This window comes from Collinsella sp. LCP19S3_F2, assembly GCF_052121015.1.
Lineage (GTDB): Bacteria > Actinomycetota > Coriobacteriia > Coriobacteriales > Coriobacteriaceae > Collinsella.
This window is the reverse complement of sequence record NZ_JBQKFA010000001.1, coordinates 71,024-90,586: the sequence shown is the minus strand read 5'-3', so window position 1 is coordinate 90,586 and position 19,563 is coordinate 71,024. Positions and strand designations below refer to the sequence as shown.

Annotated in this window: 20 protein-coding genes and 1 tRNA gene; 8 read left to right on the top strand and 13 right to left on the bottom strand. The window is 61.9% G+C overall.

Features of this window, described 5'->3' with window-relative positions; translation table 11 throughout:
* Positions 1-3: 3 nt before the first annotated feature.
* From ACTQX9_RS00430 to purH, 3 genes are all read right to left on the bottom strand, one after another.
* Positions 4-675: a response regulator transcription factor gene (locus tag ACTQX9_RS00430; RefSeq protein ID WP_441540198.1), complete on the bottom strand. Its 672-nt coding sequence runs from the start codon at positions 673-675 to the stop codon at positions 4-6.
* A 177-nt stretch (positions 676-852) separates the two neighbouring features.
* Complete coding sequence (locus ACTQX9_RS00425; protein WP_441537190.1) at positions 853-1,560, bottom strand: hypothetical protein; 708 nt, start codon at positions 1,558-1,560, stop codon at positions 853-855.
* A gap of 278 nt (positions 1,561-1,838) precedes the next feature.
* On the bottom strand, positions 1,839-3,446 hold the full coding sequence (gene purH, locus ACTQX9_RS00420) for a bifunctional phosphoribosylaminoimidazolecarboxamide formyltransferase/IMP cyclohydrolase (RefSeq protein ID WP_427794233.1): 1,608 nt from the start codon (positions 3,444-3,446) through the stop codon (positions 1,839-1,841).
* A gap of 277 nt (positions 3,447-3,723) precedes the next feature.
* On the opposite strand from purH, the gene ACTQX9_RS00415 reads away from it, so the two are divergent.
* On the top strand, positions 3,724-4,365 hold the full coding sequence (locus ACTQX9_RS00415) for a GNAT family N-acetyltransferase (RefSeq protein ID WP_441016056.1): 642 nt from the start codon (positions 3,724-3,726) through the stop codon (positions 4,363-4,365).
* A gap of 273 nt (positions 4,366-4,638) precedes the next feature.
* On the opposite strand, the gene ACTQX9_RS00410 is transcribed toward ACTQX9_RS00415, so the two are convergent.
* Entirely contained in the window at positions 4,639-6,582 is a 1,944-nt protein-coding gene (locus ACTQX9_RS00410; protein ID WP_441540197.1) for a DUF2207 family protein, read from the bottom strand.
* Between the two features lie 525 nt (positions 6,583-7,107).
* Between ACTQX9_RS00410 and gluQRS the strand changes: the two genes are divergently transcribed.
* Positions 7,108-8,118 (top strand): tRNA glutamyl-Q(34) synthetase GluQRS, encoded by a 1,011-nt coding sequence (gluQRS, locus tag ACTQX9_RS00405; protein ID WP_441540196.1) that lies wholly within the window; start codon positions 7,108-7,110, stop codon positions 8,116-8,118.
* 15 nt (positions 8,119-8,133) lie between these two features.
* Here the strand turns inward: gluQRS and ACTQX9_RS00400 are convergent, their stop codons facing one another.
* Both ACTQX9_RS00400 and ACTQX9_RS00395 read right to left on the bottom strand, forming a co-directional pair.
* Complete coding sequence (locus ACTQX9_RS00400) at positions 8,134-8,859, bottom strand: metallophosphoesterase (RefSeq protein WP_441540195.1); 726 nt, start codon at positions 8,857-8,859, stop codon at positions 8,134-8,136.
* 85 nt (positions 8,860-8,944) lie between these two features.
* Positions 8,945-9,184, bottom strand: coding sequence for a hypothetical protein (locus tag ACTQX9_RS00395; RefSeq protein WP_427748078.1), 240 nt, complete (start codon positions 9,182-9,184; stop codon positions 8,945-8,947).
* Positions 9,185-9,721: 537 nt separating this feature from the next.
* Between ACTQX9_RS00395 and ACTQX9_RS00390 the strand changes: the two genes are divergently transcribed.
* The 3 genes from ACTQX9_RS00390 to ACTQX9_RS00380 are packed head-to-tail and all read left to right on the top strand — an operon-like array spanning position 9,722 to position 12,344.
* On the top strand, positions 9,722-10,264 hold the full coding sequence (locus tag ACTQX9_RS00390; RefSeq protein WP_441540194.1) for a DUF4342 domain-containing protein: 543 nt from the start codon (positions 9,722-9,724) through the stop codon (positions 10,262-10,264).
* An 18-nt stretch (positions 10,265-10,282) separates the two neighbouring features.
* Positions 10,283-11,068: a response regulator transcription factor gene (locus tag ACTQX9_RS00385; RefSeq protein WP_441540193.1), complete on the top strand. Its 786-nt coding sequence runs from the start codon at positions 10,283-10,285 to the stop codon at positions 11,066-11,068.
* Positions 11,052-12,344, top strand: a complete 1,293-nt coding sequence (locus ACTQX9_RS00380) for a sensor histidine kinase (RefSeq protein WP_441540192.1) — start codon at positions 11,052-11,054, stop codon at positions 12,342-12,344. The genes ACTQX9_RS00385 and ACTQX9_RS00380 overlap by 17 nt, the downstream gene beginning before the upstream one ends.
* Positions 12,345-12,638: 294 nt before the next feature.
* On the opposite strand, the gene ACTQX9_RS00375 is transcribed toward ACTQX9_RS00380, so the two are convergent.
* Both ACTQX9_RS00375 and ACTQX9_RS00370 read right to left on the bottom strand, forming a co-directional pair.
* Positions 12,639-13,013: a VOC family protein gene (locus ACTQX9_RS00375; protein WP_427718886.1), complete on the bottom strand. Its 375-nt coding sequence runs from the start codon at positions 13,011-13,013 to the stop codon at positions 12,639-12,641.
* An 11-nt stretch (positions 13,014-13,024) separates the two neighbouring features.
* A complete protein-coding gene (locus tag ACTQX9_RS00370) occupies positions 13,025-13,312 on the bottom strand; it encodes a PTS sugar transporter subunit IIB (RefSeq protein ID WP_055252380.1) in 288 nt (95 codons plus the stop codon).
* Positions 13,313-13,475: 163 nt separating this feature from the next.
* On the opposite strand from ACTQX9_RS00370, the gene ACTQX9_RS00365 reads away from it, so the two are divergent.
* Entirely contained in the window at positions 13,476-14,099 is a 624-nt protein-coding gene (locus ACTQX9_RS00365) for a hypothetical protein (RefSeq protein ID WP_427718884.1), read from the top strand.
* A 31-nt stretch (positions 14,100-14,130) separates the two neighbouring features.
* Positions 14,131-14,215 (top strand) — tRNA-Leu (locus ACTQX9_RS00360).
* A 149-nt stretch (positions 14,216-14,364) separates the two neighbouring features.
* On the opposite strand, the gene ACTQX9_RS00355 is transcribed toward ACTQX9_RS00360, so the two are convergent.
* The 5 genes from ACTQX9_RS00355 to larC all read right to left on the bottom strand — a co-directional run bounded on the left by ACTQX9_RS00355 (position 14,365) and on the right by larC (position 18,272).
* Entirely contained in the window at positions 14,365-15,366 is a 1,002-nt protein-coding gene (locus tag ACTQX9_RS00355; RefSeq protein WP_441540191.1) for a Ppx/GppA phosphatase family protein, read from the bottom strand.
* 19 nt (positions 15,367-15,385) lie between these two features.
* Complete coding sequence (locus ACTQX9_RS00350; RefSeq protein WP_441540190.1) at positions 15,386-16,147, bottom strand: hypothetical protein; 762 nt, start codon at positions 16,145-16,147, stop codon at positions 15,386-15,388.
* A gap of 168 nt (positions 16,148-16,315) precedes the next feature.
* Positions 16,316-17,176 carry a nucleoside triphosphate pyrophosphohydrolase gene (gene mazG, locus ACTQX9_RS00345; RefSeq protein WP_441540189.1) on the bottom strand — a complete coding sequence of 287 codons (861 nt, stop codon included), beginning with the start codon at positions 17,174-17,176 and terminating at the stop codon, positions 16,316-16,318.
* Between the two features lie 2 nt (positions 17,177-17,178).
* Entirely contained in the window at positions 17,179-17,727 is a 549-nt protein-coding gene (gene yfcE / locus ACTQX9_RS00340; protein ID WP_441540188.1) for a phosphodiesterase, read from the bottom strand.
* A 59-nt stretch (positions 17,728-17,786) separates the two neighbouring features.
* Positions 17,787-18,272, bottom strand: a complete 486-nt coding sequence (larC, locus tag ACTQX9_RS00335) for a nickel insertion protein (RefSeq protein ID WP_441540187.1) — start codon at positions 18,270-18,272, stop codon at positions 17,787-17,789.
* A 338-nt stretch (positions 18,273-18,610) separates the two neighbouring features.
* Between larC and ACTQX9_RS00330 the strand changes: the two genes are divergently transcribed.
* Positions 18,611-19,522: a PHP domain-containing protein gene (locus tag ACTQX9_RS00330; RefSeq protein ID WP_441540186.1), complete on the top strand. Its 912-nt coding sequence runs from the start codon at positions 18,611-18,613 to the stop codon at positions 19,520-19,522.
* Positions 19,523-19,563: the final 41 nt, after the last annotated feature.

Here is a 19,563-nt window from a genome sequence, read left to right as displayed (position 1 = left end):
CCCCTAGACCGAATAGCCTTGGCCGCGATGCGTCGTCAAATACCCCTTGATGCCGATTTTTTCAAGCGTGGTGCGCAGGCGGTTGATATTGACGGTGAGCGTATTGTCGTCCACGAAGGCGTCGGAGTCCCACAGGTCCTGCATGATAGCCGAGCGCGAGACAATCTTGCCCGCGCGGCCCAAGAGCAGCGAGAGGATACGCAGCTCGTTTTTGGTGAGCTCGGTACTGTCGCCGGTTGCCGTATTGGTGACCATGGAGCGGGCGAGGTCGAGCTCCAGCCCCTTGTGGACGAGCGTGCTGCGATCGCCCGCCACCGCGGTGCGGCGCAGCAACGCATTGATGTGCGCCACGAGCACACGGGCGCTGTAAGGCTTGGGAACAAAGTCGTCCGCGCCAAGCGTCATGGCCATGACCTCGTCGATCTCGGTCGTGCGCGACGTGAGGACGATGATAGGAACCTCGGATTCGCGGCGAACCTCGTGGCAGATATGTTGGCCGTCCTTGACGGGAAGCGTGAGGTCGAGCAACACCAGGTCGGGCGCGGCGGCAAGGATATCGCGCGAGACATGCTCAAACGATTCGCAGGCCTCGATTTCAAACCCGGCGCGGGCAAGGATGTCGACAAGCTCACGACGAATGCGCTCGTCGTCCTCAACGACATAGATCAGCGCCATGGATTCCGCTCCCCTCTTGGTTGTCTTGCCCCATTATGACCGCGGAGCCGCAGGTGCGTGCCTCGCGAGGCACCAAGGTGACAGAACTGTTCGCGAACGAAAGCGTTTGGCTCGCCCCTCGCTCGCAACGGGAGCGAGGATCAAATGATTATTAAATCCCCGTCCCAGGAAAATCATTTAGCGGTGGGCACGGAGCTTTTCGTAGCCTTCGGCAAAGAAGGCAACCGTAGCGGCGTCGGACTCGACGGCGTCCGTCTCGGCGGCAGGGACCACGCCGTGCTCGTCACTCACCAGGAACAGCGCGCCCTTGAGCTGCGCGGGAATGTCCACGCGCGTGACCGGGATGCCCTTGGTCTGGGCCAGCTGCTCGATAAGCGTCGCCGTGCCACACAGGCACTCGTCCGCCGGTGCCACAAAGGCCAGCTCGCCGTTGTTGACGGCGGCGAGCAGCTCGGGTGCCACGCCGGTTTCGTCGGCCTCGGAGCGGGCCTCGGCGGAGCGGGCACGAAGCGCCTTGGCCGAAGTATCGGCCAGCGGCTCGTACTCCCCCACCGTCATGGCGGCATTGCCGTTAACGTCGATCACCAGCATGAGCACGCCGTCGCGCGCGGTGTAATCGCCCTCGGCAAGCGACCACTCAACGTGCTGCTTGGCCCAGCTGAGCATGTTATGGGTGAGCGGCTCGCCCTGCACCAGGCGCTCGGACAGCGCACGAATGTGACGGTTGAGCATGGGCACCTTTTTGTTGGACATGCGCCAACGGCAGACAAGCGCGGGCTTGTCGAGCGTAAACTTCTCGACCGCCTCCTGATTGGCGCAAAAGTCCTCGTACGCACGCTGGTCCTCGGCATTGCCAAACAGCTCGGCATCATCCACAACGGCCATATCCAACCTTTCTCAAAAACATACACCGCACCGTTATACCCAAAAAAGCCGCCTGCACCAACCGGCACAGGCGGCAATAGATAGCTTTAGTTCGGGGCGAGCCAATACCGCTGGTGGAGCATAAGCCAGCGAGCCGGACCCAAGTGCCTCAGGTCGCCGCGAAAGAGGAGCGACGCGTACTTCTGTACGCGAGCGACGGTTTGAGCGGCGAGATGAGGTGCTTGGGGCCGGCACAGCGTCGAGCAGTTACGCGGTTTGGTAAAACCGCGTAACGATCATTAGTGGCGGAAGTGGCGGGCGCCCGTGAAGACCATTGCGATGCCATGCTCGTTGCAGGCCTGGATGCTCTCGTCGTCGCGCTTGGAGCCGCCGGGCTGGATGATGCAGGTCACGCCGTGCTCAGCAAGCACGTCGACGTTGTCGCGGAACGGGAAGAACGCGTCGCTTGCGCAGGCAAAGCCGCCCTTCTCCACGCCCTCGCGCTCGCAGAAGTCCTCGGCGCGCTCGCAGGCAAGCAGTGCGGAGTCAACGCGGTTGGGCTGGCCCGGGCCCATGCCAATGCCGGCCTTACCCTTGGAGACCAGGATGGCGTTGGACTTGACGCCCTTGCAGACCTTCCAGGCAAACTCAAGCTCGGCCATCTCGGCATCGGTGGGCTTGCGGTCGGTGGGGAACGTAAAGGTCGCGGGATCCTCGATCACGTGGTCGACCTCCTGCACCAGCATGCCGCCGTCGATGGAGCGCAGCTCCACCTTGGCGCCGTGGTCCACGCCGCCGGTAGCCAGCACGCGCAGGTTGGGGCGCTTGGCCATGCGCTCGAGCGCCTCGGCGGTGTAGCTCGGGGCGATGATGACCTCGACGAACTGCTTGTTCTGATCGGCAAAGTGCTCAACCAGCTCAAAGGGAACCTCGCGGTTGCAGGCGATGATGCCGCCGAAAGCGCTCTTGGGATCGCAGGCAAAGGCGCGGTCGTAGGCAGCCGTGATGTCCTCGGCAACGGCGGAGCCGCAGGGGTTCTGATGCTTGAGGATCACGCAGGCAGGCTCGTCGAACTCGCGAACCAGGTTCCAAGCGGCATCGGCGTCCAAATAGTTGTTGTAGCTGAGCGGCTTGCCCTGAATCTGCTCGGAGCCCACGAGCGGGAACTGCGAGCTCGCGGAGTTCTCGCAGCCATCGGCAAAGCGGTAGACCGTAGCCTTCTGCTGAGGATTCTCGCCATAGCGCAGGTCGTCGACCTTCTCCAGCGAGACCTCGAGTTTGGCAGAGGTGTCCGCCACGTCGCTTGCCTGGGCAGCAAGCCAACGGGAGATAGCCGTGTCGTAGGCGGCGGTGGTCTGGTAGACCTTCACCTGCAGGCGACGACGGGTGGAAAGCGTGGTGCAGCCACCAGTCTCGCGCATCTCGGCCAGGACGGCATCATAGTCGGCCGGGTCGGAGATGACGGTAACGCTCGCGGCGTTCTTGGCGGCAGAGCGAAGCATGGAGGGGCCACCGATATCGATGTGCTCGATGGCATCCGCGAAGGTGACCTCGGGGTTGGCGACGGTCTTCTCGAACTCGTACAGGTTGACGACGACCAGGTCGATCAGCTTAATGCCGTGCTGAGCTGCCTCCTGCATGTGCTGCTCGGAATCGCGGCGAGCCAGCAGCGCGCCGTGAACCTTGGGGTGCAGCGTCTTGACGCGGCCGTCCATCATCTCGGGATAGCCCGTAAACTCCTCGATGGGGGTTACGGGAACGCCCGCGTCCTCGATGGCACGAGCCGTGCCGCCCGTAGAGATGATCTCGACGCCAAAGTCGTCAACCAGCGTCCGTGCGAAATCGACGACGCCCGTCTTATCGGTAACCGAGATCAACGCGCGTGCGATCTTCACATCAGATCCCATGCAGTCCTCCTGTCTGGTACGCCGCCGTGCTCTGTGAGTCGGTGATACGTCGATCTGCAGCGCTCGCGCAGCGGCATTGAAAATACTGATTCAATGTAGCGCATCGAGCGCATCGATGCACCCCGTAACGGGCGCATGTGCAGAAAAAGCTTGCGAGCGGGGGTTGCAGGAGCGCCACTGGGCACGGTGAGTTGATGGAACACAGGGGCACCATAATTAGATGCCAATGGCATGGTAGAACTGTGCTCGACATGCATCCGCAATAGAAAGAGGCACTATGGTCTCGCGGGTTCTCTACCGACCGTTTGATACCGAAGACTTCGACGCCATCGCGCTGATCTTGCAGCAGCTTTGGCATAACAATTCGGATAACGAAGAGTACAACCGCCTTGAGGCCGCGTGCGACCTCGCCTATTGCCTTTCTTCCTCGACGTTTTCGCAGGTCGCCGTAATCGACGGCCAGGCGCGCGGCATTGCACTCGCACGTGCGGGGCAAAGCAGCGGCGCCACCGTTAAGGAGCATTGGATGGATACCGAACGCGCATTGCTGTCGCAGATGCGTGAGCTGGAGCCCGATGCCTGTGCCGAGTATCTCTCGTTTGTGCGCGCCACCATTCGGACCAACAACCGCCTGCTCGAGAGCAGCCCGCTGCCGCATGACAACGAGGTCACGTTGCTTGCCGTGGATCGCGATGTCCACGGCCTGGGCGTTGGCTCGGTTCTGCTCGATGCCGCGGTCTCGCACCTGTCCTCGCGCGGAGCGTCGAGAGCGCACCTGTATACCGACTCCAACTGCTCGTGGAAGTTCTACGAGCTGCACGGCTTTAAGCGCACGGCCACGCACCACGCCAGCCGCGAAGAGCGCCGCCACGACATGCCGCGCGAAAGCTTCCTCTACGAACTCGACCTAACAGCCTAAAACCGGCAGTTAGGGACGTCCCCTTTGTGCCGGCACCCCGGGACACTCCTTGGCAGCAACCACACCTAGTCGTTGGGGACGTTCTTAAATGACTAGTCGCCGGGGACAGTCTTGAACAAAAGAGTCACCGAAACCCTCGCTGGCATCACCCTATAGAGGATTCTGCAAATAGCGGTGGGCAAAAGTAAAAGATCGGCGCATTTTGGCGCATAAAAAGGGGATGGGCTTTCCCCGACGGCTGCCGAGAAAAGCCCATCCCATAATTTAGGACCGCTAGAACGTTCCGCCGCCGCCTCCGCCGACGCCGCCGCCCCCGCCGCCCGAGAAGCCACCACCGCCGCCGCCGCTCGAGCTATCGGAACTCGAAGCCAGCTCACGGATGCTCTCGTGATACACGCCATCGAACGAATCGAGCGGAGACTGGTTTCCGTAGTGATGGTAGTACCACCAGTAGCAGGGGTAATTGTCGTAGAAGCCGTCGGCCTCGCGCACCTCGGGCGGCACGGCCTCGGCAAGCTGACGCAGAACTTCCTTGGAAACGCCCAGCGCCGCACCCATCACCAGAAGTTTATTCCACAGCACCAGATCGCCGGGGACGGCTTCCTTTAGACGCGTGAAGTCCTCGAGCCAATGCTTGAGCGCCTTGCAGCGAGCCGCCACCTCGGCGCCCTCCGGCGTAAGGCGGCGGAACGTAAGGCCCACGCCAATACCCACCAGCACAATCGGCACCGAGATAACCGCGGCGACAATGTTCACCTGTGCGCCGTCGGTAAAGAAGATGGATCCCACGGGAACAAAGGCGATCAGAGTACCAAGAACCAGGCAAAACACCATTGCGACAATGCCGTCCGAGGCAACGTACTCGCTATCGGCCAGTTTGCCCTTAACGGTGCTCTGATAGTCCTTGAGCTTGTCGCCCACGGGCGTAGCGTGCTGCTTAACATAGTGTTGCAGCTCGTCAAACGTGCGCGAGCGATCGCCGTTCTCGTCGGGCTTAGCACCGGCAAAGAAAACCTTGAGCACCATGCGGTCAATGCCCTTGGCCGACTTCCAGCCCGCATCGCTCACCGTCACACGATACGTCTGCTCCTCTTTTTCGCGACGGAGCAGGCCCTTCTTGCCCTTGGTCGCGATTGCCTCCTCTAACTTGATCACGCAATCGTCGGTGAGCTTCATGAGCGTGGCGATATATGCCTGATCGGGCACCTCGTTCCAGCTCATGAGGGCCGAAAGCACGGCGGGATGGTCGGCCGAGGGCACGTCGCGGAAGTATTCGTCCTGGAACAGCGGTTTGGGCTTGCGCTTGCGCAACTTGAGCACGACGATTGTGCCGGTAAAGGCCACCGCCGCGACAACGCTAACCACGGCAAGTGCATTGGCGATCATGCGGGCGTGAGCGCGGCGGGCGTTGGCCTCCTCGGCCCACGCCTTCTCCTCGCTCAGAATTGTCGACATGCGTTCCTTGCCCGAGGCGGCGAGCTGCGGCACCCAATCGCTGGGGAAGGCGATGCGCGCCTCGGCGAATTCGCCCTGATGCACGCAGGGTATGGTATAGGTAACCATGGGCTCGTCCGCGTCGAGCGACACGTCGCCCGTGAGCGGACCGTGGCCCCATGCACGGAAGTTATCGCCCTTGACGGCCGCCGTTCCGGCAGCGGCATTTGCGAAGTAAACTTCCATCTCGACGTCATCGGAGTCCGCAGACCAGCCGTCGCCCACAAACTTCCAGTAGAGCTCGGCGGTATCGGACCAGTTCATAACCGCACCGGTCATGGTGTAGCTCACGTAATAGATCGCGCTGTCGCCACTCTCGTGGGGGCTGAACACCTTGATCTTTACGCCGCCGTCGGACTGCTCAACCGTATAGACGCCGTTGTCGCCTTTGTTTGCATAGTCAACCCTGCTAAACGCGGCATCATCTTCCTCGACGCTCAGCACGTCGACACCCGCCGTACCACCCTGCTGGTTGGTGCCCGTATTGATATCCCAATACACGCCGTTGATGTCGTCGTCGAAATCAAACTGGCGCCCCTCGACAACGGTCAGCGATCCATCGGCCTCAACCGTGGCACCGATATAGGTTTGGGTCATGGAATACCCGTCGGCACGTGCAACGGCGGGCAACAGCAGCAGCACGCACGCGACGAGTGCGCAAATGGAAGCAAATCGCGCAAGCAGGCAGCGCTGCCGACAAGCATTGGCAACGGGGGCGTTCATAGGCACATCCTTTGTCTGTAAAACCAACAGCGCCATTGTCCCACGTTTGCGGGTACACATGACGAACATCTAGGCGACCGGAGCGCCAAACGGGATGAAAGTCATGCCTGCCGCCAGCAGCTAATCATTGGGTAGTCATTGTGGACGTTCTTAAATGACTAGTCATGAGGGACACCCTTGGCATGGCCCGCGCCAGCAATAGATACCACTTCACAGCTCCGTCACAGGTGTAGCAGCTTTGTGTGGGCGCGGCACGCGCTGATTGAGCCGCCAGCCGAGGGGCATAAAGCAGTTGAGCGAAACTGGTTTGCCCCTTTGCCGTTCGCTCGAGGATCATGTCCCCCTTTTCCGCGGAAACCCCGGCAGTTGCGAAGAGCTGCCGGGGTTTCTGTTGTCTAAGGTACTGAGTTGATCGACAGGAATCAAAGCACCGAGCCTGCGGCCCACCATACGCAATGCGGGGCCTCGACAACTTGCGGACCACAGTGACGCCTCCCCATCGCGCCCCGCGCTATACTCGTCCGCATGGATATCAACGCACGCAACATAGCAACGCCCGCCGCGAACGCGCCAACAACGCCGCCCGCCTCCGTTCCCGTACCTGTCGTAGGCCGTTTTGCCCCGTCGCCCTCGGGCCGCATGCACCTGGGCAACGTGTTCAGCTGCCTGTGCTCGTGGCTTTCGGCCCGCAGCCAAGGCGGCAGCATCGTGTTACGCATTGAGGATCTGGACGATCGCTGCAAGCGCCCGGAACTTGCCGCCCAATTGATTGACGACCTGGCCTGGCTGGGGCTTGAGTGGGACGAAGGCCCCTACTACCAGCACGATCGCCTGGACTTGTACGAGGACGCCTTGCGCCGGCTGAATGACGCCGACCTCACCTATCCCTGCTTTTGCACGCGTGCCGAACTCCACGCCGCGAGCGCGCCGCATGCCAGCGACGGCACGCCCATCTACCGCGGCGCCTGCCGAGGCCTTTCTGCCGAGGAGGTTGCCCGCCGCAGTGCCCTGCGCGCTCCCGCCACGCGCCTGCGCGTGCCCGCCGTCGATGACCTCGCCGGCGACGTGATCGAATTCGTGGACCGTACGTACGGCGCCCAATGCGAGGCACTCGCCACCGAGTGCGGCGACTTTTTGGTGCGCCGCAGCGACGGCGTTTTTGCCTACCAGCTAGCCGTGGTGGTCGACGACGCTGCCATGGGCGTCACCGAGGTCGTGCGCGGATGCGACCTGCTGGGCTCCACGCCCCGCCAAATCTACCTGCAACATCTGCTGGGACTTCCCACGCCGCACTACGCGCACATTCCGCTGCTCATGTCGCCGGACGGCCGCCGTCTATCCAAGCGCGACCGCGACCTGGACCTGGGCGAGCTACGCGCCCGCTTTGGCACGCCCGAGGCACTGCTGGGCTGGCTCGCCGGGCAAACGGGCATCGCGCCGGACACCACGCCGCGCTCTGCCGAGCAGCTGGTCGAGCACTTTAGCTGGAATGTCATCCGCGCGCACCGCGAGAACATCGCTGTAACGGCCGAGTAGCCAAATACCTCGCCCCTACGCAACGTCCCAGGGCTGGAGTTCGTCGCCCAAGCGAACGATGCAGTCGTAGAGCACGGTATGGCGCTCGGCAGGGTTGGCATCCCGATGAAAATGCCCGTAGTACCAACGCTTGTAATCCAAGCGGTCTTCCAGCTCATCGAAAAATGCCGTAAGCCGATCAACGGCGGGGTAATTCCAGCCGGGCGCAGGATAGAGCGTGGGCGAAAGCATGCGCGTAGAGCAGGTATGGGTGACCACGTAGTCAACCTTCCAGCCCACGCTGTCGAGCTTTGTCCGCGCCTCCTCAAAGTTGCGCTCGTCCGGCAGCTCCTGTGGCCACCAGCTGGAATAGGGAATGCGGTATTCCTTATCCACGCTCGTGGCGCCGCCCATGGTAAAGATCGTTGAGCCGTCGAGCTCAAAAACCTCGCCGCGCGTCAGGCGCCGTATGGGAGAGGTATCCGACAGGCGTTGCGTTAGCCCACCGTGCCACAGCTCCATGGGACGCTCCGCCCAGTGATCGAAACGCTCGTGATTGCCGTCGACGAACAGCACGGTATAGGGACGCGATTCCAGCCAGGCGATATCGATGCATTCCTCGGCAGAGAAATCCCACGGAAAGCCAAAGTCGCCCGCGACAATCAGATAGTCATCGCTCGTCAGACTATCCCCGAGATCCCAGTCGCGCAGCTTTTGCATGTCGACGCCGCCGTGAATATCGCCCGTCACATAGACCGTCATCGGATTACCACTTCTCTGTAAGTCGCTAGACCGCATTCTGCACGATCACTAAGCCAACCGTTCCAGCCCTTCCATCCCTTAGGGCTTACCCCTCGTTCTTCCATCCAAACGGATCAAGCACCCAAAAAATCAGATCGAGCACGCCGCCGGTCATCATAGCGCCGGCAAGGGCCATGCAAACGCGCAGAGAACCGGCACTTCGGAGCACGTCGAATGGTCCCAGAACAGCCAACAGCGCGACCGCTGCGCCGACCACGCACAGCGCGAGGCACGGCCCCGCGTCCTTGACGCACTTCTTTGCGAGATGCTTGGTGTTATCACTCATCAATATCGGACTCCTTAGAGGGCCGTTGTTTGGGCACATGCCGCCGCGGCAGAGCAGGGCGGCAGAGTAAGTGTCACATGCCGTGCGGACATCAATGGAGAAACCGCCTGCTCGACCAACCCTTAACGCCGTTTTGCACCGGCACTCCATCCCCCGCTATCGAGGTCTAATACTTTTCCGCGAAGTGAACGTCTGTTTTTGGACCCCTGAAGCATCCACATTTTTCGTCGGCAAAATCGCAGGATTTCAGCATCGAAACCGCAGGAAACGGCACCTCTAAAGTGTCGATGCTTCGGGGGTCCGTTTTAGCTCGTTCACTTCTCGGGAAAAGTATTAGACCTCGCTGCTAGCTACCCAGAAGGGCACCTCTTCCTTCCCCACAGCACCCAAAAACTCATCCAACATTAATCTTGGCTCAAGAATCGCTTAATCTATAACCTGCACTATAAAGTTCGACCAAGGGCGGGGCGGCGCCGCGCAACGCTCGCGCCCGGGCAGATCGCCCGACGTCGCGCCCATCGAACGAAAGGACAGGTCATGGACGACCTCGAAAAAGTTGAAACCATCCGCACCAAGTGCAACGTGAGCTACACCGATGCCAAGGCCGCGCTCGACGCCACCGACGGCAACGTTCTGGATGCCATCATTTGGCTCGAGTCGCAAGGCAAGACCCAGACCACATCGGCGCACGCCGCCACCGAATCCGAGCCGGCCGATGAACCCTCGGCCGAGATGGTCGCCGCGCAGGCAGCCTACGAGAAGTCGAGCGAAAAGACTGACTTTTCCAAGAAGATGGACAGCGTGTGGGAGTACCTCAAAAAGCTCTTCCGCCTGAGCCTGGACACCAAGTTTATCGCCACGCGCCGCGACGCCATCATCCTCAACATCCCCATCCTGATCCCCATCGTCGCCCTGTTTGCCTGGGGCGCCACGATATGGCTCATGCTGATTGGCCTGTTCTTTGGCATGCGCTACCGCATCGATAGCGACGGCGACGTGCCCGGCAGCATCAACAACCTTATGAATCACGCCGCTGACGCCGCGGACGACATCAAGCAAAACCTGAACGACGACAAGTAATCGCAGACGGGGACACGCATGACACAGATCCTGATTGTAGAGGACGAGGAGAAAATCGCCCGCTTTGTGACGCTCGAGCTGGAGCACGAGGGCTACCAGGTGGAGCACGCCGCCGACGGCCGCACCGCCGTGGACCTGGCGCTGGAGCACGACTACGATCTGATTCTGCTCGATGTGCTGTTGCCGCAGCTCAACGGCATGGAGGTCTTGCGGCGTGTCCGCAAGCACAAGGATGTGCCGGTGATTATGGTCACCGCGCGCGATGCCGTGATGGACAAGGTGGCCGGCCTCGATGCCGGTGCCGACGATTACCTGACCAAGCCGTTTGCGATTGAGGAGCTGTTCGCACGGATTCGCGTGGCGCTGAAGCGCGCGGAGGCCGTGCGGGCGGCTTCGGGTGTTGGCGGCGCCGGCGCTGGGGCGGGCATGGCGGGCGGCGCGGGCGGCGACGCCGCTGCGGTGTCCCCGGTCAGTGAGTCGACCAAGGCTTCCGTCGCGCCCTCCCCCGCCGCGCTCACCGTGGGCTCGGTCGTGCTCGACCCCGACCGCCGCGAAGTCACGGTCGGCGGCTCGCCCATCGCGCTCACGGCCCGCGAGTTCGACGTTCTCGCCCTGCTTATGGCACATGCCGAAACCGTGCTCACACGCGAGCGCATCGCGCACGAGGCGCTGGGCTACGAATACGTGGGCGACACCAACAACGTCGACGTGCACATCGCGCACCTGCGTGCCAAGATCGAGGACGCCGGCGGCGCCCGCATCATCCAGACCGTGCGCGGGGTGGGCTATGTCTGCCGTGCGTAACGCCGAGGCCAAGCGTGTCACCTCCATCGCCCGCGCCATCAACTGGAGCTATATATGGCGCCGCCTGATGAGCTACGTCTGGCTCGATCTGCTGCTGATGGTGATTGCGGCGGCGATCCTCGTCTATGGATACAACCAGACGCTGCCCGACGGTGCGTTTACCGCAGGATGGATCCCCAGCGCCGCCGTTCACGGCATGTCGCTGAAGCCCGCGCGCGGCTGGGACCTGACAACGCTCACCTATACCGTCGAACTTGCTACCACCAAGACTTTCCCTCTCGCGCAGGACCTCGTCGCGCTATGGCCTCTCTACCTTGTCGTTGTGGGTTGGCAGGTCATCAGCGTGCTCAACATGCTCGGCGGCGCAAGGCACGTGCGTCGCACCATGGCACCGCTCAACGACTTGGCCCTGCGCGTGGACGAACTCGGCCGCATGCAACTCTCCGGCGGCAAAATGGAAACGCTGGAACAGGCCATCGAGCGTGCAAGCGTCGACTCGCCAAGCGTCACCACCGGCGACGCCGACCTGGCAAGCATCGAGGTCGCGCTCAACCGGCTACTGCGCCAGATGCAAGAGGCCAAGCTGCAGCAGATGCGCTTTGTCAACGATGCAAGCCACGAGCTGCGCACGCCCATCGCGGTGATTCAGGGCTACGTAAACATGCTCGACCGCTGGGGCAAAGACGACCCGGACGTGCTGGCGGAATCCATCGCGTCCCTCAAGGCCGAAAGCGAGCATATGCAGGAGCTCGTGGAGCAGCTGCTGTTTTTGGCACGCGGCGATGCCGGGCGCACGGTCCTGCGGCGTGCGCATACCAACCTGGCCGCACTGGCCGGCGAGGTGTGCGAGGAATCGCAGATGATCGACGCCGCGCACACGTATCGGCTGGCTTTTGACGCTGCATTTGCCAACGATCCGCGCTGCGACGCACCTGTCGACGTGGCGCTTGTGAAGCAGGCTCTGCGCGTGATCGTGCAGAACGCCGCCAAGTATTCGAACGCGGGAACGACCGTCACGTTTGCCATAACTCCCGATACGGGCACGGGCACGATCGACATAAGTGTTGAGGACGAAGGTATCGGTATGAACCAGGAGTCCGCAGCTCACGCGTTTGAACGGTTCTACCGCGCCGACAACGCACGCGATGCCGGCGCGCAGGGCTCGGGCCTGGGGCTTGCCATTGCTAAGTGGATTGTCGATAGCCATGGCGGCGCCATTGGCGTGACCTCGGTCGAGGGCGTCGGTAGCCGCTTTACGATTCGCCTGCCACGGTAGGAAGCCCCCTCGTGAATCGAGGTCTAATACTTTTCCAGAGAAGTGAACGAGCGTATTTGGACCCCTGAAGCATCCACATTTTTCGACGGGAAAGTCGCAGGATTCCAGCATCAAAACCGCAGGAAACGGTACCCTCAAAGTGTCGATCCTTCGGGGGTCCAATTCTGCTCGTTCACTTCTCGGGAAAAGTATTAGACCCCGATTTCATGTCCCCTCAAAAGGTCGCCCCCTCGGCATAAAAAAGGGATAGGTCCATGCGGCCCTATCCCTTTTTTCGTTATAGCAGCTTGCGCGCTACTCGCGACACAGGTGCACGGCGAAGCCGGCGAACTCGCGCTTAAAGTACACAAGCTTGGTGCCGCCGTCGGGCAGCAGCACGCGCGACTCCTCGTTGACCTCGAGCCCGTGCTCGGCAAACCACTTCTCGGCAGCATCGATGTCGTTGACGGCAAAGCCTATGTGGCCCTTGGCGCCACGACCGTTCTGCTTCATGATCTCGACCAGCGAGTCATTAAAGTACGAAATCGGGGTCTCGCTGACGGGCAGGCCCATCATCGTCGAGAACAGCTCCGCGATCTCCAGAGCGTCTGCCGGGTCGGTGGCGTTAATGCCCACATGGGCAACGCGCATGCCAAAGAGCTCGACCGGGTTGGCGTTCTGCTCGTTCATACAGGCAGCGTCTACTGAGCCATGACGTCGAGAACGGCCTTCTCGGCAGCGACGCGGTTCATGCCGGTCATAAAGGGCACGCCGCTCACGTACGGGCAGGTGAGGCCCTCGGGGGCAACGGTGGTGGCGATCAGCAGGTCGGCGCCCTCGTCGCAAGCGTCTTTGGCCTCGGAAATGGCGCACTGCACGATCTCATACTTGCCGGCGTAACCGTTGGCGTCGAGCATGGTGGCGACCTTCTGGGCAACGAGCGTGGAAGTAGCAGCGCCAGCACCGCAAGCCAAAACGATCTTCTTCATAGGTAATGTCTCCCTTCATGGTTTACTTTAGGTAAGTGTACCGCAGCGAGCGATGGCGCTCGGCCTCGATGCACTTTTGTGCCAGTTTGCTTGCACGCTGCGTATAATACATCTAGTAGGTTTTGTCATACCGCTTGTTTTACGAGCGACCGAGGAGCTCAATATGCCCGATTCCCGCACACTCTGGACCGTCGTCGTTGTCATCTGTATCGCCGTGTCGCTGCTCTTTAGCATCAAAAAACGCACCACGTTTAAACGCCTGCAGCGGCTCATGGCCGCCAAACAGTGGGACGAGTTCGATCGTTTGCTCGACGGCAAACTCACCAGCATGCTGTACCCGCGCTACAACCGCGACTACCTGCGCCTGAACTCCTATCTGCTGCGCGAGGACCACGAGCGCGCCGACGAGATGTTTGACCTGCTGCTGGGGCTCAACCTGCCCAAGATGCAGCGCGTCGATCTGGTGATCAAGGCCTTTAACTACTACGTTGGCCAGGAGGACCGCAAAAAGTCCAAGGAGCTGCTGCACGAGATCAAGGGCTTTGAGGGTGGCCAAGCCGAGGCAGTCGCGCACGAATGCCAGCTGATGTACGACACGATGATCCTCAAGCGCCACAACGACATTCCCGAGCTGGAGCGCATGCTCGAGGATGTCGGCAACGACCCGGTCAAGCGCTGCCGACTGGAGTACCTGCTGGCCCTGCAGTACCAAAACAAGGGCGACGAGGCAAAGTTCCAAGAGTTCCTCGAAAAGTCGGGCCAACACTCGATGGCCGTCAACGCGTAACGGACGGCTTGTGCTAGACTTCTAGTCTTACGGGGGCGTGGCGGAATTGGCATACGCAGGAGACTTAAAATCTCTCGCCGCAAGGATTGTGGGTTCGAGTCCCACCGCCCCTACCACGTATTGTTTACGAGCCCGTGTCCCTTTGGAATGCGGGCTCGTTTCTTTTGGACACCGTCAAGCCTCTAAGTTGCGGTGGAATAGTTCCTGTTTTGGCAGTTTATCAGCCCATTTAGGAACTATTTCACCGCAACTTATGAGGGGATAGTTAAAGGACGCTGAGGCTGGGGGTCCAGGCGATGGTGGGGGTCGCGCCGTCGAGAACCTCGTTGATGGTGGCGGCCATTCCGGCGAGCAGGCTGTTCTCGCTTACAGTGAGCGCGTCGTAGCCGCCGGCTCGCATGAGCTCGCGAATCACCACAGCACCAGCCAGGATCACGCCCGCACGCTTGGGTTGCACGCCTGGCAACGCGGCGATGCCCGCGACATCCAGCGAGGACATGCGCTCGATAGCGGCCGAAACCTGGTCCAGCGAAAGCTCGCGCAGGTGCACAAAACTCGAATCATACGGCTCCAGCTCGTGAACGAGCGCAACGAGCGTGGTGACGGTGCCACCCACCGCGACCAGGCGCTCGGCTCGCTCAAAGTCGACCGGCAAGCTCTTAAAGTAGCCCGCAAACTGCTCGTTTGCCCACGCGCCAGCGGCGGCAAGCTCGCTGCCCGTTGGCGGCAGCGCCGAGAAAAACCGCTCCGTCACGCGGCGACAACCGATGTCCAGCGAGCGCGTTCCCTCCAGCGCAAAGATCCCACGCTCCGGCGCATAGACGCCCGTCGCGAGCTCCGTGGATCCGCCACCCGAATCGGCAACAATGATGCGCTCGCCGGCAAAGTCGTGCGCCACGCCAAAAAACGTCAGGCGCGCCTCGACCTCGCCCGGAATCACCTGCGGCTCGAGCCCCAGCTCGCGCAGGCCGTCCAGCAGCAGCGCGGCATTGGACGCATCGCGCGCGGCGCTCGTGCACGTGGTGCAGATGCACGCGGCCCCAAAGGCACGGGCCTCGTCCACAAACATTCGGCACGCAGCGAGCACGCGCCCAACGGCCGCCTCGCAAAAGCGCCCCGTTGCGTCCACGCCCTCGCCCAAGTCGGTAATCTCGGTATGCTTGGACGATTCCACGATCGCCCCGTCCTCGACCTGGGCCAGCACCAGTCGCGACGACACCGTTCCCAGGTCAATCGCCGCCACCTTATATCGTTTGCAATTCGTCATTGCGGCCCCCCTCCGGGCGCTACTCGCCATTGGACACGACTGCCTGGCCCTCGACGCCGTTAAATCCAAACAGCATGTCGAGCGTCTGGATGTACCACGGCGCGTCCTTGCCGACCTCTTCGATTTCCTTGGCAACTTCGCTGGCCTTCTTGGCGTTCGACGACTTCTGGCTCGACGAGGTATCGGAATCGTCGTCCAGGCCCTGCACTTCAATCCTCTTCTCGCCGGGCATCACCAGACCCAGGTCCTCGGTCGCCGCGTCCTTAATGCCCTCCTCCGAGAGCAGCTTGTCGACGCTTTTTTGCAGGTCGTCATTATATTGCTCGCGAATCTCGACCTGCTTGGCCAAGATGTCGCTCGAGCGTTTTGCCACATACAGGTCGCGCACCGGGAAGTACAGGCTCACGAGCGCCAGGGCGACGACAATGCCAACAAACAGCCCTCGCTGGGGACCGTGGGTAAAATCATAGATTGCCTTGACCACCGCGTTATCGTTGGCGTAGTGCATAAAGTCCGAGCCCGAAAGACGGCTTGAGGGACGGCGCGGCTTGTCGGACGCCTGGGTCGAAGGGCGCGACGCATGCTTGGAACGCGATGGGCGCACCGGACTGTCCGAGGAACTATTTGGCTGAGCATTAGGATGCGAAGTCGCCGGCGAGCTATACCTGGAGCGATCAGCGCCAGCATAACCAGACCCGCCAAGCTGCACCGAATGCGCACGGCGAGGTGACGGTTCGCGCGAACCGGCGGAATAGTGCCTGTTGTCGTAAAACTGATCCATGTGCGCCTTGTGCGGTTGAGGTTTGTTTGCGCTAAGTCCTTTAGTTATAGCACGCGGGCGGACCAGCCGGACGAGCCGTAGGACAAATCCATTACTCGAGCGCGCGTGGTCGCCAACGGGCAAGTCGACGGGGCGCCGCCCTTACGCCCCGCCGACCAACACCGTGTCCTACTCCTCTGCCTTTGCGGCATCCCACAGGTCGTTGAGCCCGTGGGTCGAAAGCTCGGCAAGATCAACATGGGCATCGGCCGCCATCTGCTCCATTGCGGCCCAACGGCGGCGGAACTTTGCCGTGCTGGCACGAAGGGCGCTCTCGGCGTCGATGCCCTCCTTGCGCGCAACGTTGACCAGGGCAAAGAGCAGGTCGCCAAACTCCATCTCGCGCTCGGGCGAGCCGGGTTCCTCGGCCTCAAACTCGGCACGTTCCTCGGCGACCTCGTCCCACACGTCCTGGACCGTATCCCACTCAAAGCCCACGGCAGCCGCCTTGCGCGACACCTTCTGAGCCTGCATCAGCGCCGGCAGATGCGTGGGCACGCCGTCGAGCAGGCCCTCGGGCGCAGCCTCGCCCGCCGCCACGGCCTGGTCCTTGGCGGCCTTCTCGGCAAGTTTGACCTCGTCCCAAATCTTGAGCACCTCGTCGGAGTTGTCGGCATCCACATCGCCAAACACGTGCGGATGGCGGCGAATGAGCTTGGCGTCGATATCGCGCGCCACGTCGGCCAGCGTAAACTCGCCGGCGTCCGCCGCGATCTGCGCATGCAACACGACCTGCATGAGCACATCGCCCAGCTCCTCGCGAAGATGGGCCGCGTCATCCGCCTCGATGCAGTCGAGCGCCTCGTAGGCCTCCTCGATCATGTTCTTGCCAATGCTCTGGTGCGTCTGCTCGCGGTCCCACGGGCAGCCGTCGGGCTGACGCAAGCGCCAGATAGTCTGTACCAGATGTTGTAACTCGGCCGATGCATCGACCAGCGTGGACAGGTCGCGCGAACCTTCGGCATTTTGCTGAGCCATGTGCTCGGCCATGGTTAGTCCTCCTCCATGATCACATGGCGGAACACGCCGCCCTCGTAGATACCATAGCTGTGCGTGCCGTCCTTGGGGATGCTCACGCTGCCGGGATTGAAGAGCCACAGACCCGGGTGTGCGGTGCTTTCCTCGTTGACCTTGACGTGCGTGTGACCGTAGACGAGCGCGGAGCCCTCGGGCAGCGCGGGCGCGTGGTCGACGCTGTTGTGCATGCCGGCGCCAAAGACGTGGCCGTGCGTCAGGAACAGCTCGCGGCCGACCTCGTCGAACAGTGTGGCGTAGTCGGCCATGACGGGAAAGTCGAGAACCATCTGGTCGACCTCGGCGTCGCAGTTGCCGCGCACCGCGATAATGCGGTCGGCCAGGGCGTTGAGCAGCGGGATCACGCGCTTGGGAGCGTAGTCGCGCGGCAGGTCGTTGCGCGGACCGTGATAAAGCAGGTCGCCCAGCAGGACGATGCGGTCGGGCTGCTCGGCTTCGATGGCGGCGCAGAGGCGCTCGGTCCAATATGCCGAGCCGTGGATGTCAGAAGCGATGAGGTATTTCATGGAGGTCCTTTCGGGGTGGGGTTGACGTGGCCGGGCGCGGAATGTCGCCACCAGCCGCGTTATTCAAATCGCAGTGCCGCGCTCTGGGCCGCCTGCATCACGCGTTGGAGCGGCACATTGTGCTCACGGGCAAGGCGGGCGCAGTCTTCGTACTCGGGCGCCGCACGCTCACTGCCGTCGGGCAAGGTGGCCACCTTGACGGACACCTCGCCCCACGGCGTCGTTACGCGCTCAAAGTAGCGCGGCAGGCAAACGCGCTCCATAACCTGGCGGCGGATGCCATTGGTCGTGGTTTCCAAAAAGATGATCGTCTGCAGGCGCTCGATATCCTCGTGGGTGCAGATTACCTGCAACTGCCAGCCAGGGCGGCCTTTCTTGCAATAGAGGGGCAGCCAGTGCACCTCGCGCGCGCCGGCCTCGCGCAGGCGGTCGGCGGCGTAGGCGAGCACCTCGGGCGACGCGTCGTCGATGTCGCACTCCAGCTTGACGATGGTTTCGGGCGCATCGGTCTCGCGGGACAGCGGAGATGTACTTCCACGTTGCATACGGTCCGGCTCCTTTCCGCACGGGCTCGTTTTATTCACCCAAACGCTAGCACATCGCGAGCGGCGCAAGTGTGGCGGCGCGCGATGAGCGCGATTTTCCTTGTCTGCAAGAACCGACACTCCACCGCCTCGGCCAAACATGTACATCAGCCTCCAAACATGTCATTTTTTGTCGGTTTTGGAAGCTGAGGTACATGATTCGAAGCAAGGCCGATGTCGCGAGCCCGCCCTTATGCGCTGCCCGTCCTTTCCAGTCGATTTCGGCCCACGGCGCGCACATCGCACTGGGGGCCGCGCCGTTACAATGGAGCAGATTCGCTTGACGTAAAGGAGCCGCCATGCCTGCTTGCCCGCTGGTCGATTGCCATACTCACACCTCGTTTTCGGACGGACACGCCTCGTTTGAAGACAACGTCCGCGCCGCTGCTGCGGCCGGTTGCCGCACCATGGTCTCGACCGATCACCTTACCCTGCCTGCCAGCATGGATGCCACCTGCGAGGTGCAGGTTGTCGAGGGCGACCTGCCGGCGCATCGTCTGGCTTTTGAGGATGCCCGCAAGCTTGCCGCGCAGATTGCGCCGGAGCTCGAGCTTGTCTATGGCTTTGAGTGCGATTGGTACGAAGGCTGCGAGCCTTTGGTTGAGCGCTGGTCCCGGGGCGCCGTCGTACGCCTGGGCAGCGTGCATTGGATTGGTAGCCCGGGCAATATCATGGCAGGCGCTGCGGGCACGACGGGGACAGAGGGCGTCGCACGCCCCGATACGCCCGACTCACGCTGTGGCTGGATCGACGACGACACCAACCTGCACGTTTGGGAAAACTTAGGCGTGCGCGGCGTGTGGGAGCGCTACGTCGATGATTGGTGCCGCGCCTGCGAAAGCTCGCTCAACTTTGATGTGATGGCTCACCCCGACCTGGTCATGCGCTTTTCGAAGGAAGGCTTTGCGCCCGATTTTGACCCCGCACCGTTTTGGCGGCAGATGGCCGAGTGTGCGCACGATACGGGCCGCCGCGTTGAGGTCTCGACCGCCGCACCGCGCAAGGGGCTCGACGACTACTATCCCGCGACCGGCCTTTTGCGCTGCTTTGCCCATGCTGAGGCGCCCATTACCTTTGGCTCGGATGCGCACCGCGCCTGTGATATTTGCTGGAATATCCGCGAGGCCCAAGCCCATGCCTACGACTGCGGCTACCGAACCTTCGACATCCCCCACCCCACCGGCGAATGGGAGTCCACACCCCTCGCCTAGCCATCCCTTCATAAGTTGCGGTGAAATAGCTCCTATTTATA